This is a genomic window from Streptomyces sp. NPDC054757, from assembly GCF_053612185.1.
Genome location: NZ_JBSHBW010000016.1, coordinates 97,392 through 111,598 on the forward strand (window position 1 = coordinate 97,392; position 14,207 = coordinate 111,598).

Annotated in this window: 10 protein-coding genes; 2 read left to right on the forward strand and 8 right to left on the reverse strand. The window is 71.5% G+C overall.

The window, feature by feature from the left end; genetic code table 11:
- Positions 1-2: 2 nt before the first annotated feature.
- The 7 genes from ACWGKJ_RS20075 to ACWGKJ_RS20105 all read right to left on the reverse strand — a co-directional run bounded on the left by ACWGKJ_RS20075 (position 3) and on the right by ACWGKJ_RS20105 (position 9,902).
- The gene (locus tag ACWGKJ_RS20075; RefSeq protein ID WP_385019076.1) at positions 3-2,963 is read right to left on the reverse strand and encodes a glycoside hydrolase family 2 TIM barrel-domain containing protein; all 2,961 of its coding nucleotides are present in this window, start codon (positions 2,961-2,963) and stop codon (positions 3-5) included.
- Positions 2,964-3,042: 79 nt separating this feature from the next.
- Positions 3,043-4,284, reverse strand: a complete 1,242-nt coding sequence (locus tag ACWGKJ_RS20080; RefSeq protein ID WP_385019078.1) for an FAD-binding protein — start codon at positions 4,282-4,284, stop codon at positions 3,043-3,045.
- A gap of 102 nt (positions 4,285-4,386) precedes the next feature.
- The gene (locus ACWGKJ_RS20085) at positions 4,387-5,328 is read right to left on the reverse strand and encodes a M56 family metallopeptidase (RefSeq protein WP_385019080.1); all 942 of its coding nucleotides are present in this window, start codon (positions 5,326-5,328) and stop codon (positions 4,387-4,389) included.
- A complete protein-coding gene (locus tag ACWGKJ_RS20090; RefSeq protein ID WP_385019082.1) occupies positions 5,325-5,696 on the reverse strand; it encodes a BlaI/MecI/CopY family transcriptional regulator in 372 nt (123 codons plus the stop codon). The genes ACWGKJ_RS20085 and ACWGKJ_RS20090 overlap by 4 nt, the downstream gene beginning before the upstream one ends.
- A 204-nt stretch (positions 5,697-5,900) precedes the next feature.
- Entirely contained in the window at positions 5,901-7,964 is a 2,064-nt protein-coding gene (locus ACWGKJ_RS20095; RefSeq protein WP_453315777.1) for an MDR family MFS transporter, read from the reverse strand.
- A 172-nt stretch (positions 7,965-8,136) separates the two neighbouring features.
- Positions 8,137-8,598 carry an SCP2 sterol-binding domain-containing protein gene (locus ACWGKJ_RS20100; protein ID WP_385020788.1) on the reverse strand — a complete coding sequence of 154 codons (462 nt, stop codon included), beginning with the start codon at positions 8,596-8,598 and terminating at the stop codon, positions 8,137-8,139.
- A 101-nt stretch (positions 8,599-8,699) separates the two neighbouring features.
- On the reverse strand, positions 8,700-9,902 hold the full coding sequence (locus ACWGKJ_RS20105; RefSeq protein ID WP_385020785.1) for a PucR family transcriptional regulator: 1,203 nt from the start codon (positions 9,900-9,902) through the stop codon (positions 8,700-8,702).
- Positions 9,903-10,524: 622 nt separating this feature from the next.
- Between ACWGKJ_RS20105 and ACWGKJ_RS20110 the strand changes: the two genes are divergently transcribed.
- Both ACWGKJ_RS20110 and ACWGKJ_RS20115 read left to right on the forward strand, forming a co-directional pair.
- Positions 10,525-11,127 carry a hypothetical protein gene (locus ACWGKJ_RS20110; RefSeq protein ID WP_385020782.1) on the forward strand — a complete coding sequence of 201 codons (603 nt, stop codon included), beginning with the start codon at positions 10,525-10,527 and terminating at the stop codon, positions 11,125-11,127.
- 195 nt (positions 11,128-11,322) lie between these two features.
- On the forward strand, positions 11,323-12,810 hold the full coding sequence (locus ACWGKJ_RS20115) for a DUF6801 domain-containing protein (RefSeq protein WP_385020780.1): 1,488 nt from the start codon (positions 11,323-11,325) through the stop codon (positions 12,808-12,810).
- Positions 12,811-13,070: 260 nt separating this feature from the next.
- On the opposite strand, the gene ACWGKJ_RS20120 is transcribed toward ACWGKJ_RS20115, so the two are convergent.
- On the reverse strand, positions 13,071-14,015 hold the full coding sequence (locus tag ACWGKJ_RS20120) for a hypothetical protein (protein WP_385020777.1): 945 nt from the start codon (positions 14,013-14,015) through the stop codon (positions 13,071-13,073).
- Positions 14,016-14,207 lie beyond the last annotated feature (192 nt).

Sequence of the window (14,207 nt, forward strand, 5' to 3'; positions counted from 1 at the left end):
GCTCAGTCCGCCGAATCAGTGGTTCCAGCCGGGCCAGTCGGGTCCGCCGGGCCAGCCGGGTCCGTCGAGTCCGCCGGGTCCGTCGGCTCCGTGGTGAAGACGAACCCGAACGTAGCGGGCCGCGCGCGGAGCTGGTGCTCCGGCAGCACCCCCGGCCCGCAGGACTGCGAACCGATGCCGTGCTGGGCGTGGTCGAGGTTCACCCAGACCTCCCGGCCGGGCGGGGGCAGCTCCGTGCGGTGTTCCGCCGCGTCCAGCTGCTCGCTGGTCCAGCGGCGCGCCGTGAACCAGAACTCCGGGTCGCCCGCCACCCGCAGACCGCCGAGCGCCGCCCACCGGACGCCGGGCCTGGCGCCGTTCTCCTGCGGGCGGACGTACGGCGTCCACAGGTCGTCCACCGAGGACTCCCAGCGGCCGAGCCGCGAGGCCGCGCGGGTGTCGGGATACGCCTCGCCGGGACCGCCGCCGAACCAGGTGACCGGTCCGGCCCCGTCCGGGAGCGCGAAGCGGAGGCCGAGCCGGGGGAGCGGCACCGTCCACTCGCCCTCGGGCGTGACGGACACCGTGAGCCGCAGCCGGGTCCCGTCACTGGTCCAGCGGTACACGGTCACCAGGCCGGTGCCCCGCGCCGCGGGCGCCACCCTGGTCCGTACCGTCAGCGCGGCGCCGGACAGCTCCACGGCGTCCAGCCGGTGCTGCATCCGGTGCAGCCCCAGCTCGCGCCAGAGCTGCCCGTAGCGGGCGCCGGTCACCGGGTCGGTGCCGTTGTCGTTGTCCGTCGGGGCACGCCAGACGTCCAGCCGCAGGTCCCGCAGAGCGGTGTGCCCGATCCGCCGCAGCTCCCCGGTGCGGGCGTCGAAGGAGGCGGGGCCGAGGGTGACCAGTTCCCCGGCGCGGCGCGGAGCGCTGGTCTCCGGTACGGCCGGAGCCGGCCGGCCAGGTGCGGCGGGCAGCTGCGCCCAGGCCACCTCGTGGCCGGTGCCGTCGGCGAGCAGGGCCCGCACCGTCCAGTGGCTCTCGGCGTCCCGCCCGGAGTCCGGCGGGGCCGGGAGCGGCACATCGGCCCGCTCCCCGGGCGCCAGCGGCGGTACGTCGAGCACGCCCCCGCTCAGGGCCTCGCCCGCCGCCTCGTACGACCAGGCGAAGACGAGATGCGACAGATCGGTGAAGTCGTAGCGGTTGGCGATCCGTACCGTCCCGGCGGCTCCGCCCCCGTCGATGGTCACCGGCTCGATGACCTTCTTGTACTCGATGAGGCCGGGGGAGGGGGTGCGGTCCGGGAAGAGCAGCCCGTCGCAGACGAAGTTGGCATCGTGCAGCTCCTCGCCGTAGTCACCGCCGTAGGCGTAGCCGAGCACCGGGTGGGTCAGACCGTGGTCGATCCACTCCCAGACGAAACCGCCCTGGTTGCGGCCGTACGCGTCGAAGAGCTGCTGGTACTCGGTGAGGCCGCCGGGACCGTTGCCCATGGCATGCCCGTACTCGCAGAGAACGAAGGGGAGTTGGCGCCGCTCCTGCGGCCCGCCGTCCTCGCCGCGGCCGATGGCCGCCACCTCGGCGTGCGAGGCGTACATCCGCGAGTACATGTCGGTGTCCGCGCACGACGGATCGCCCTCGTAGTGGATGAGCCGGTCCGGGTCGCGGTCCCGGATCCAGCGGGCCATGGCGGTGAGACCGCGTCCGGTCCCGCACTCGTTGCCGAGCGACCAGACGACGACCGAGGGGTGGTTCTTGTCGCGCTCCACCATGCGGGCCGCCCGGTCGAGCAGCGCAGGGGTCCAGCGCTCGTCGTCGACCGGATTGTCCCGCCACTCCTGCTCGGTGAAGCCATGGGTCTCCAGATCGCACTCGTCGACGACCCAGAGGCCCAGCTCGTCGCAGAGGCCGAGGAAGTCCGGGTGGGGCGGGTAGTGGCTGGTGCGTACGGCGTTGATGTTGTGCTGTTTCATCAGCGTCACATCGGCCCGCATGGTCTCCAGGTCCAGGGTCCGGCCGGTGTCCGGGTGGAACTCGTGGCGGTTCACCCCGCGGAAGAGGATCCGCCGCCCGTTGACCTCGATGACGCCGTCCTGGACCCGGACCGTACGGAAGCCGATCCGCAGCGCCACCCGCTCACCCGCCGTGGCCAGTTCACCTTCGTACAGCCTCGGGGTTTCGGCGGTCCACGGCTCGACCGGTACCGACACCTCGTCACCCGCCGCGAGGCCGACCCCCAGCTCCGGTACGGTCACCCGGCCCGGCACCGCGCTGTCCACCCGCAGGGTGCCCCGGCCGGTGAGATGGTCGTAACCGGCGTGCACGAAGAAGTCACCGGCGGCGCCCTCCGGACGGTGCAGCAGGGTGACGTCGCGGAAGATGCCCGGCAGCCACCACTGGTCCTGGTCCTCCAGATACGACCCGGACGACCACTGGTGGACGCGGACCGCGAGGACATTGCCCCCGGGCCGCAGCAGCGCGCCGACGGCGAACTCGTGGGGCAGCCTGCTGCCCTTGAACTCGCCCAGCTCCTCGCCGTTCAGCCAGACCCGGGCGCACGACTCGACCCCGTCGAACCGCAGCACGGCGTCACCGGACGACGGCCACCGTGCGGGCAGGCCGAAGGTGTACAGATGGTCACCGGTCGGATTGCCGGTCGGCACCCGGGGCGGGTCGACCGGGAAGGGGTACAGGTGGTTGGTGTAGACCGGTGCGCCGTGCCCCTGGAGGACCCAGTGGCCGGGGACCGCCACCTCGTCCCAGCCGCTCGCGTCGTACTCCGGCGAGGCGAAGGAGGCGTCGGCGGCGTCGGCGGTCGGGGAGAGCCGGAAGCGCCACCTTCCGTTCAGCGAAAGGGTCATGGCGTCGGACTCCGCGTACCTGGCGCGCGCCGGGAGGGCGCCGCTGCCGGGGGACACGTCTTCGTAGTACGGGGTGTTCGCGTGCGGGGTCTTCACGTAGGGGGTGTTCACGTGCGGGGTGCTCATCGGTGCGGGATCTCCTCGCTCTTGGGCTTCCCGGACGGGGCGGGGGCCAACGCCCCCGCTCCCGGCGTGCGTTCGCCCCTCATACGGCTTCGAGTACCGGTTCGAGGAAGGCATTGGTGAACTTGCCCCGCGGATCGGTCTCCCGCACCAGGGCGCGGAAGTCCGCCAGTCTCGGGTACAGCGCGGGCAGCCGCCCGGCCGGCACGGTGGACAGCTTCCCCCAGTGCGGACGCGCGGCGAACGGCTCAAGACGCTCTTCGAGCAGCCCGAGCACCGGCAGTACGGCCGCGGTGTCCCTGACCCAGGTGAAGTGCAGCCCGACCGTGTCGCGGCCGTGGGCCGGACTCAGCCACAGGTCGTCGGCGGCCACCGTCCGCACCTCGCAGACCTGCAGCAGCGGGGCGATCGTGTCGCGCACCGCGGCGACGGCGTGCAGCGCGGCGAGCCCGTGACGCCGGTCCACCAGATACTCCGACTGGATCTCCTCGCCCGAACTCGGGGTGAACTCCGCCCGGAAGTGCGGCAGCCGCTCGTGCCACGGCCCGGGCACCCCCTGCTGCCGGGTGCAGTGGACGGGCGGCATACCCGCAACGGGATGCAGCGGGCCCGGTGCCTCGGGTGCCCAAGGGAACGCGGGCGCACGGTCCGGGGCGTACTTGAGCCACACCTGGCCGAAGCGCGGGCCGCGCCAGTCGGTGAAGAGACTGACGCTGTACGCCGCCGACATCACCGCGTCGAAGTGCTCGTCGAGGACCGGGAGCGGCAGCCCGGTGCGGACCTGCTGGGCCAGCTCGAAACCCGGTACCAGGTCCAGCGTGAGCGAGGTGACGGCGCCGAGCGCGCCCAGCGAGACCACGGAACCCGCGAAGCGCTCACCGTCCCGGTCGCGGCCGATCGTCAGCAGCTCACCGTCGGCGGTGACCAGCTCCAGCTCCCTGACCGCGCACGCCAGCCCGCCGATGGCGACCCCGGACCCATGGGTGCCGGTGGCCACCGAGCCGGCGACGGAGATGTGCGGCAGGGACGCCATGTTGGGCAGGGCGAGTCCGTGTGCGTGTACGGCGCGGGCCAGCTCGGCGTACCGTACGCCCGCCGCGACCCGGACGGTCGAGGCGGCCCGGTCCACCTCGATCTCCGGGGGCAGCCCGGCCACCGAGACCAGGGTGCCGTCGGTGTCCGCGAGGGTGTTGAACGAGTGACCGCTGCCCAGGACGCGCACCCGGGCGGAGGAGGCGACGAGCGTGCGGAGCTCGTCCAGGGTGGCGGGCCGGTCGATGTGCTGTGCCGTGAAGGCGATGTTCCCCGCCCAGTTCGTCAACATGTGCGGATGGTAATCGTCGGTCGGCCCGCACAGACAGGGGTGTTGAGCAGGTCTTTCAGCAACGCACCGGCCTCGGGGAGCCCGGTGCGCCGCCCCCACGGGTCAGCGGTGTCCGGCCCCGGCCTGGGCCGCCTCGATGCCGCCGTGCAGATCTGTCGCGGCGTCGAGCGCACCGGCCGCCGACAGCGAGAGACACACCAGCAGCCCTCCGGCGACCACCCGGGCGGCCCGCCCCTGCCACCTGTGGTGCCGCGCTCCGGCCGGACGGTGGCCCAGCAGCGCGGCGACCCGGCGCGGGACAGGCCCGGCCGTGGCGGCGAGTACGGAGCGGGGGCGCGCCACGGGAGTCCGGTGGGCGGCCAGCGCCGCGCGGCCGATGGCGCGGGCCGCGAGAGAGCGGTCGCCGACGGCGCGGGCGGCCGACTCGTCGGCGCAGCGCTCCAGGGCGTAACCGAGGGGCGCCCGCAGCCCGCGCAGCGCCGGGTGGCAGAGCGCGGCCAGCTCGGCTGCCGCGACGAAGAGGTGGTGGCGGCCCGCGAGGTGGGCGCGCTCGTGCGCGAACAGCGCCTCGCGCTCGGCCGGTGTCAGGGCCCGCAGCATGCCGGTGGTGACGACGATCCGGCCGGGTCGGCCGGGCAGCGCGTACGCGTCAGGGGCGGTGTCGCGCACCACGGCCAGTCCGGCGCCGGGCCCGACCGCCCGCCGGGCCTCGTGCAGCTCGGCGCGCTGCCGCAGCACGGTCCGTACGAGGGCGGTGGCGCAGACGGCGAGCGCGACGGCTGCTGCCACGGCCGCGACGGCGGTGAGCGGCCCGTCGCCGCTCACCGGGCGGATCAGCCGGCCGAGTGCGGCGACCGGCGGCAGCCGCAGCAGACCCGCCAGGACGAGCAGCCCCAGGGCCGCGGCCGAGCAGCCGCCGAGCGCGAGCGCCGCCGCCGTCAGCAGCCGGACGGCCTGCCGGGGCGCCAGCAGCTCGGCGAGCCACCGGGCGGCGGGCGCCACGGCCAGGGGCACGAGGAGGGGCACCCACACCGCGTAGATCACTTGCCCTCGCTCTCCAGCAGTTCGCGCAGCAGACGCTCGTCATCGGAGCTCAGCCGCGAGACGAACCGGGCGAGCACCGTGGAGCGGTCCTGCTCCTTCTCCAGTTCGGAGTGCATCCGGCGGGCGGTCAGACCGGGCGAGTCCTCGGTCGGGGTGTAGGCGAAGCCGCGGCCCTCGCGGGTCCTGGTGACCCACTCCTTGTCGTGCAGCCGGCTCAGGATCGTCGTCACGGTGGTCCTGGCGAGCCCGTCGCCCAGGGCGCGCTGCACATCGGCGGGGGTCAGCGGCGTCCCGGCCGCCCACAGCACGGCGAGCACACTCGCTTCCAGCTCGCCGGCCGGGCGCCGTTCCGGGCGCTCCTCGCTCATGGGCCTTCCTCCAGGGTGGGCACCGCTGATCCGGCGGGCGGGCCGGGGCGCCGTGGTTCTCCGGGGCCGCTGGTGTGCGGGCTCCGCACACCATTATGAAAGAACGCCCGGCATCCGGATCCCGAGCCCCCGGCACCGCCGCCTTTCACCGGGCGGATCCCCTGCGGGGGCCGGTATCCGGGGGCCCGGCGCCCGGGGGCCGGGTCAGTGCGTGGCGGTGGCTGTCCCGCGGGCCGGTGGCAGGCCGGTGGCCAGGTCCTCGGCGAGCAGCCGCTTGGCGATGGCGTCCGCCGCCGCCCGCAGCTCGGCGCTGCTCCGTCTGCCGGTGTCCGCCTCCAGCCGGCTGTTCAGCCACTGCGCCCACGCCGCCGTGATGATCTGCGCCTCCCGGAAGCCCGCATCGGTGTGTGAGAAGAGGCTGCCGTCCCGGGTCAGATAGCCCTCGTCGACCATCCGGTCGAAGACCGGCACCAGCACCTCGGGCGGGATCCGGTACCGGGCGGCGGTCAGACCGATACCGGCGTGCCCGACCAGCCGGGTGAGCAGCTCGACCTGCATCACGGCCCAGGCGCCCGCCACATCGAGCCGGGTGTCGGACTCCGCGACGATCCGGCGGGCGGCATCCTGGGTCTGGCTGTGCAGGATCTTCGCGACGGAGAACTCCAGCATCTTCGCCGGGTCCCCGGACGCGGGAGCGGCGAAGCCCTCACCCATGTCGGTCGAACCGGCACGGGCCGAGTCGCGGAGCCGCACCTGCTTCAGGAAGAGCGCCACGACGAACCCGATGAGCGCGACCGGCACGGTCCACAGGAAGACGGTGTGGATGGTGTGCGCGTACGCCTGGATGACCGGCTCCGCCGTGGCGCCGGGGAGCCGGTGCAGCGACTTCGGGTCCTGGGCCGCCCGTGCGACCTTCGCCGGGGCGGTGCCGGAGACCGCCGCGGCCTGCCCGATGGCCGAACCGAGCCTGGGCTTCAGGGTGTTGGCGTAGATGGTGCCGAACACCGCGGTGCCGAAGGCGCTGCCGAGCGTACGGAAGAACGTCACACCGGAGGTCGCGGTGCCCAGGTCGGAGTAGTCGACGGTGTTCTGCACCGCGATGGTCAGCACCTGCATGCAGAGACCGATACCGAGGCCGAGCACGAACATGTACAGCGACTCGCGCCACACGCCCGAGTGCGGACCCATCCGCGACATCAGGAACAGCCCCGCCGCCATCACCAGCGCTCCCGCGATGGGGAAGATCCGGTAGTTGCCCGTCTTGCTGACGACGTTCCCGCTGAACACGGAGGCGATGAGCAGCCCGATGACCATCGGCAGCGTCCGTACACCGGAGATCGTGGCCGAGTCCCCGTCGACGTACTGCAGATAGGTCGGCAGGAAGGTCATCGCGCCGAGCATCGCGAAGCCCACGATGAAGCTGAGAATGGAGCAGACCGCGAACACCGGGTTGGAGAACAGCCGCATGGGCAGCATCGGTTCGGCCGCGCGGGTCTCGGCCGCGCAGAACAGCGCGAGGGCGACGAGCCCCAGCGCGAACAGGCCGATGATGGTGCCGGAGCCCCAGGCGTACTGGTTGCCGCCCCAGCTGGTGGCCAGGATCAGCGCGCTCGCCCCGACCGTGACGAGGGTGATGCCCGGATAGTCGATGACCGGCCGGCCGGCGGATCTGACGGAGGGGATGTTGCGGGCGGCCGCGATCACCACAAGGACGGCGATCGGGACATTGACGTAGAACGCCCAGCGCCAGGTCAGATGATCCGTGAACACCCCGCCGAGCAGCGGGCCGATCACGGTGGAGACCCCGAAGACCGCCCCGATCGCGCCCTGGTACTTGCCCCGGTCGCGCAGAGGGATGACGTCCGCGATCAGCGCCATCGAGGTGACCATCAGCCCGCCCGCGCCGATGCCCTGGACCGCGCGCCAGGCGATCAGCAGCAGCATGTCCGTCGCCAGGCCGCAGAGGAACGAGCCGGTGATGAAGACGATCGCCGAAATCTGGAAGACCCGCTTCCGCCCGAAGAGGTCACCGAACTTGCCGACCAGGACCGTCGAGACCGTCTCGGCGAGCAGATACGCGGTGACCACCCAGGACATGTGTGACGCTCCGCCCAGGTCCGAGACGATCGTCGGCAGCGCGGTGCCGACGATCGTCTGGTCGAGTGCGGCCAGCAGCACACCGAGCATGATCGTGCCGAACACGATGTTCCGCTGCCGGGTGTCGAGCACAGGTGGTGCGGCTGGGGCTGGACTGCTGGCAGTGGTCACAGGGGCACCCTCACACCGCCGCGCGAACGGCGCACACGCTGTAGGCCGGTCCAGTGATCGCCGGACGGCGAGGTTCAGCCTCGCGGCGGTAGCGGCGTCCCGGTGGATGTGGCGTACGGGTCAGTGGTCACAGGTCTGCCGGTGCCGCTGACCGTGTCCCCTCTTCTCCCGCTCACGCCTTGGGAATGTCGAAGTACCGGGTGAGCCCCGCGGCGAGGGCCATATCCCCAGTGACGCCGACCTTGCGGAGGAGGAAGAGGGATACCGGGCTCGCGTTTCCGGAGACCAGTCTGAGGAAGTCGGCGTCGCCCAGGGCCAGCGTGAGGCGCGGATCGGCCTCCGAGCGGCCCTCGGTGACGGTGCAGATCCCGTCGCCGATGGTGGTCTCGTACACCACGTCGCTCTCGCCCGTGATCTTCCAGCGGATCACGGCGGCGAGCGAACCGGCACTCTCCGGGCGGAACTGCCGTTCCATGCGCCCGAATACCTCCGCGAGCACCCGGCGGCGCAGATCACCGTGGGCGATCTCGCCGAGTTCCTTCGTGGTGAGCCCCTTGATGATCGTCGCGAATTCCTGTGGGGAGACGGACGCGAAGTCCAGCTCCGCGAGCTTTTCGCTGATGTTGTCCGCCACGAAGCTTCCTTACTGCTGAGTCAACTTACTGGGGAGTCAGGTTATGGCGCCGAGGGCGCACGGGCAAGGCGGGGAAGGGAAGGAGGGTGCCACGGGAGGTGTCAGCCGCTGCTCGGCTCCAGCCGCATCGCGCGCAGGACGATCTCGATGGCGAACCGCCGCTCAGGATCGGAGAGTTGGCGGCCGAAGATGCTCTCCAGGGTGCGCATGCGGTAGCGCACGGTCTGTGCGTGCACATCCAGGACCTCGCCCAGCTGGGCCGCGGTGCCCCGGGTCGCGAGCCATGCGTGCAGCGTCTCCAGGAGGCGGTCCCTGCGGTTCGCCGTGAGGTGGGCGACGGGGGCCAGTTCGCGTCCGGCGAGCTGTTCGAGCAATGCCCGGTCGGAGAGCAGCCAGAGCGTCACCATATGGTCCTCGCAGTGGATCGTCGGCGCGTCGCCGATGGTTCCGGTGTCGACGAGGTCGAGTACCCGGCGGGCCCAGCGGAGCGAGTCGGCGGCGTTCGCGAGCGGGACGGTGAGTCCGACGGCGCGGCGCGCTCCGGGGAGTGCGACGTCGAGCATGTGCTGTCTTCGCTCGTCGAAGGGGCCGGGAACCAGCAGATGGGGCTGCGGCTCCGCCAGGTCGGCGAGGACATCGTTGTCCAGCAGGGCGGACGGAACTCCGGCGGGCGGCCGCAGGGCGACGAGCGTGACCTGGTCGGGCAGGGTCCAGCCGGTCTGCTCCGCGAGTTCGGCGATGGCGGAGCGGGGCACCGGTGAACCGGCGAGGATCAGATGCACCAGTCGCCGCCGCTGGGTGTCCTGCTGGTCCCCGCCGGCCGTCCGCACCTCCAGATAGCCCTCGCGCGACAGCGCCTCCAGCTCGTCGACATAGGTGAACAGCGCGTCGGCGAAGGTGAGCATCAGGGTGGGGGAGAGGTTGTAGCGCCGCCCCACCCGTTTCGCCCGCCGCAGCGCGATCCGGGCGCCGAGCCGGTAGGCGCCCTGGAGTTTGTCCAGGCTTCTGCCCTCGTACGCCTCGAACCGGCCGAACCGCCGGCACATCTCGTCGCGCAGCGCCGACGACGCGGTGGGTTCGGCGACCTGGTCGACGAAGACGGAGATGTTCTGCTCCACGCCGATCCGGATGCCCTGGGCGTAGGGGCCTTCGAGCAGCCGTGCGTACTCGGGGTAGGCACGGGTGACCTCCAGGCCGATTTCCTTGATCAGGCTGGGGAGTTCGGGCCGCATGACGGCCGCGAACTCCTGGGGAAGCGGCCCCAGCGGTTCTCCGATGTCCGAGGGCTGTGCAACTCCCGGCATTCCTCGACCCCTTGCTCTCCGGCGCCCGGTGGGGGGTGGCCGACGGGAGAGCGCTCCCGGAGACCGTCAGGTGCGTACCGATTTGGGTTGCCGAACATAGTCGAAGCCGGGGTCCGGTGGACACATCCACGACAGCGCGGGGGGTGAGCGGGGGAGCGTATCCAGCCATCGCGCGCCGTCAACTCCGTTCGCCGGATGGCACGCTCGGGCAATTCCGCTTCGGTTTCGGCAGCCTCCTTTGTCATTCGGTGACAAGAAAGGAGCGGGCCCCGCCGTACGGGGCGGATGCCGGGCCGGACGATCCGGCCGGGAGGCGGAGCGGACAACTGTCACCGGGAGACACGGCGGACCGTACGGAATTACTCACTTCCGGCTAATGAGGGGCTGGTCCGTACTCGCCCGGCAACAGGAAATCGACGCCGGAGAACCCGCGCCCAAATTCCTTCGTACAGGCCATTGCGAACTCAGGTTACTCACTCGTAGCGTCATCGCCGCACGGTCGGAACGAGCGGTCGCCCGGGACGAAACCGCCAACCGGCCAAGTGAACCTCGTGGGGGCTCCGTTCCGCCCGGGACGGAACTCCGGGAATCTGATCAAGACGCCACGAAGGGAAATCACACCATGCACAAGTTTGCCGCAAGAGCCGCAGTCGTGACCGCCGCCATCGGTGCGGCCGTCGGGCTGGCCGCGACATCGGCATCGGCCACCGCCACGTCCTCCTGGACGGTCACCCACTCCGGTGCCTACACGGCGCACGCCGCCAACCCGTCACTCGCGGTGCCGGCCGCGACGCTGAACTGTGCGTCGTCCGACGTGACCGCGGGCTCCCTCCAGGCGACGAGCACCAACGGCGTCGGGATCGGCTCCATCAACACCATCACGTTCACCAACTGCAGCGTGGCCGGCATCACATTCAAGGTCACGATGAAGGCCACCCCGTGGAAGATCAACGCGGTCAGTGTGAACTCCTCCCACCCGACCTGGGTCAACGGCACGGTCAGCGCGATCTCGGCGCACATCGCGGGTGTCGGCTGCGCCGCCGACTTCACCGGCACCGTCAACGGCCACTACGACAACACCGCACACGCCCTGGTGATCGACGGCACGGGCAACGGCCTGGTGGCGTCCGGCGCCAGCTGCCTCGGCCTCATCAACAACGGTGACGTGGCGTCCTTCAATGCCTCGTACGCGGTGAGCACCGCACCGGTGATCAGCACTCCGTAACCCCATCGGGGCGGGGCGGCACGGGCCGGAGGCAGCGTCTGCTGCCTCCGGCCCGGATTTCACGTTTGCGGCCCGGCGGTCAGCAGGCGCGGCGGCCCGACGGGACCCCGTGGCAGCGGAAGAACAGGAACCAGACCGTATGAGGCGGAGGGCAGGGCCGGAATGAATCCCAGGACACCTGTGAGGGGCGGCGGTGTGAGGGGCGGTGGGCGGCCGGTACGGCTGGCATCCGCCGCGGCGGCCGCACTCGTCGCCGGGCTGCTGGCAGGCAACGGATCGGCGGCCGGCGAGGGCGGCGCCCCGGCCACCCTCTCGTACGACTGCGGGCTCCCGTCCGGCTCCGCCCGTGCCACGGTCGGGGTCGCGATGAACCTCCCCGCGTCCGCCGAGCCCGGCAAGCCGGTGCAGCCCGGTCCGGTGAAGGTCACCGTGGGGCTGGCGGGCACGGATCTCGCGGCGCTGCTGCCCAAGGACACGGAGGCGGTCCTGAGCACCGCGTCCCTCGCCGTCAAGGTGAGCCAGAACGACCGGTCGGCCACGGCGATGTGGTCGGATCTCGCCGCGCCCAGTACCCCGGTTCCGGCGGAGGGCGATGTACGGCTCGTCCACGCGGGGCCGGTGCCCACCGTCACGGCGGGCGGTACGGGCGACATCACCCTGGCGGCGGGCGAGTTGAGGCTCGGGCTGCTGACCGCGACGCCCGGCACCGGCAAGGAGGGCGCCCCGGAGCCCGTGCCGCTGGTCTGTGAGCCGGCCGCGGGCCAGGATGTGGCGCTGGGGACCGTTCCGGTGCCGCCGACGGGCAGCGCCGGTCCCACCACGACGCCGGGTAGCCCGACGCCCACCACCACGGACGGGGGGAAGGGGCGCGAGCAAGCGGACGGCGGCGTCACGGTGCAGCCCCGGTCCGACCCCGCACCGGTCGGCAAGTGCCCGACCGTGATACCGAAGGGCAAGGCCGACCCGGGCGACGCGCCCAAGGCACCGCCGGGGGCCACCCCCGGCGAGTACGACCTGCCGGGCAGCCCCGGCTGCGCCTACGCCCTGGGTGTGGCCAATGTCAGCAAGCTCAACGGCGCGATGATCATCAACGATCCGAAGCGCAAGCCCGTGACGATCAGCGTGCTGGCGGTCACCCACTCGTCGGTCAGGTCCAGTGTCCAGCCGGGCGGCCTCTATCTGCGGCTGGACTCACTGGCCGACCTGCGCCTCCCCGACGCCGAATCGACCTTTCTGACCTTCGGATTCCAGCCGGTCACCGCGAAGGTGCGGTTCGAGACCGGGCCGGTCACCATATCGACCGGGAACGTCGGCACCAGTGTGTTCTCCGTGATCTCGTTCAGACAGTCGCTGCGGCTGTACGACGTGAAGGTGAACGGAACCCCGCTCGATGTCGGCGGCTCGTGCCGGACGGCTACCCCTTACAAGGTGGTTCTCAACGGCGGTGCCAAATACACGAATGTCTTCTACGGCGGCACACTCGACGGCACGATAGACATTCCCCGATTCTCCGGATGCGGTACGAACGGCGAGGACCTGGACCCGCTTTTCACCGCCGCGCTCTCCGGCCCGGGGAACAGTATCGAGATGAACCAGGGGACGACCTGTATTCCCGACTCACCCGACAACCTGTGCCCGCCGAATATCCCCGAGCTTCCGGGTACCAAGGCCGTCAAGCCGTAACCGCACGCGCCGCCGCGCCATCTGCCGGCCATGAATGGCTTGTTGTCGGCACCGGGAGGCGGGTTGTCGGCACCGGGAGGCGGACCGGACCGTGCCTGGCCCCGGTGCCGGGCCTTGTCGGGTCCCAGGTACCGGGCCGTGCCTGCCCCCCGGTGCCGGGTCGCGGCGGCGGTCCGGCAGGCCGATGGGGCCGCCTCCCGCAGTGGCGGGGAGCGGCCCCATCGGGGCGAGGTGCGGGGGAGCCTGGTGTGCGGCTGCCGTCAGTGGCGTACGGCGGAGTGCCAGGCGTCCGAGAGGGCCTTGCCCTCACCGGGGGCGGCGCCGGCCGGGTCGTTGAGCGTGGCGACATAGGTCGACGCGCTGTTCAGGGTCACGCTGTTCTTGCCGGATGCGGAGGGCAGCGCCGTCTTGAGGTTCACCGCCCAGTTCAGCAGGTCGAGTCCGCAGCCGCTGGCGCCGGGGACCGCGTAGGTGGTGTCGCCCTGGTTGGCGCCGACGAGGTTGATCCGGCCCAGCGCACCGTCCGGGTCGGCGGTGCCGTCGGCGTCGAACGACTCGGTCCCCGGGGTGGGCGCGGTGAGGTTCTGCGGGCGCAGCAGGATGGGGTCCGCCGCCGAGCCGATGTAGCACTTGTCGCCGAGGAACGGATTCTGCAGATGGATACGGACCGGCAGGGTCACGATCGGCTTGCCCGTGGTGGCCCCGGCCAGCAGCGTGAAGTCGCTCGGGTTGTTCACCGACTCGATGGTGGCGGTGACCCGGTTGAGGCTGTTGTCGGTGATCTGCCTGCAGATGCCGCTGACCACCGGGACGTTGCTGGGGCACATCAGTCCCAGCAGGCCGCCGGGGAGCTGTGCGGAGTCGGCCACCAGCGCGCCGCCCGCGGGGGAGACCAGGGTCGATGAGCCGTTGGGGTGGGTGATCACGCCGAGCTGCAGGTCGCTGGCCCCGGTGGGCACGACGGAGCTGCCGAGCTTGATGGAGCCGTTCGCCGAGTGCGAGGAGACGCAGAGCGCGGTGTCGTTCTGCCCGTCGGCGGCCAGCATCGCGGGAGCGTCCACAGGACACCGGGAGAACGGCGCCCAGCTGCCGTTCAGGCTGACGGGCCCACTGGCCGCGGTAGCCGTACCCACGGACACGAAAGCGGTGAGGGCGGTGGAGCCGGCGAGCAGCCCCAGACGCAGTCGGGTGGAAACGGATCTCATGTCTTCCCCTTTTTTCGGCAGCCGTCCAGAAGGCGGTGATGAGCGAAAGGCGGGTCGAGGTGTACAAGGGCTCTCCCGTGGTCCGGTTTCGCCTCCGAATTCACCGAGCCGTGAGGTTACTGGCGGGAAACACCACCGCACAATGCTGTGGTGTGATGAACTTCGGGTGTCCTGGTCTTCTTGTGCGGTGAT

Bases quoted from the DNA above. Each gene is read 5' to 3' on its own strand.
- ACWGKJ_RS20080 (WP_385019078.1), bottom strand. From the start codon at position 4,284: ATGTTGACGAACTGGGCGGGGAACATCGCCTTCACGGCACAGCACATC.
- ACWGKJ_RS20105 (WP_385020785.1), bottom strand. From the start codon at position 9,902: ATGCCGGGAGTTGCACAGCCCTCGGACATCGGAGAACCGCTGGGGCCG.
- ACWGKJ_RS20120 (WP_385020777.1), bottom strand. From the start codon at position 14,015: ATGAGATCCGTTTCCACCCGACTGCGTCTGGGGCTGCTCGCCGGCTCC.
- ACWGKJ_RS20110 (WP_385020782.1), top strand. From the start codon at position 10,525: ATGCACAAGTTTGCCGCAAGAGCCGCAGTCGTGACCGCCGCCATCGGT.
- ACWGKJ_RS20090 (WP_385019082.1), bottom strand. From the start codon at position 5,696: ATGAGCGAGGAGCGCCCGGAACGGCGCCCGGCCGGCGAGCTGGAAGCG.
- ACWGKJ_RS20075 (WP_385019076.1), bottom strand. From the start codon at position 2,963: ATGAGCACCCCGCACGTGAACACCCCCTACGTGAAGACCCCGCACGCG.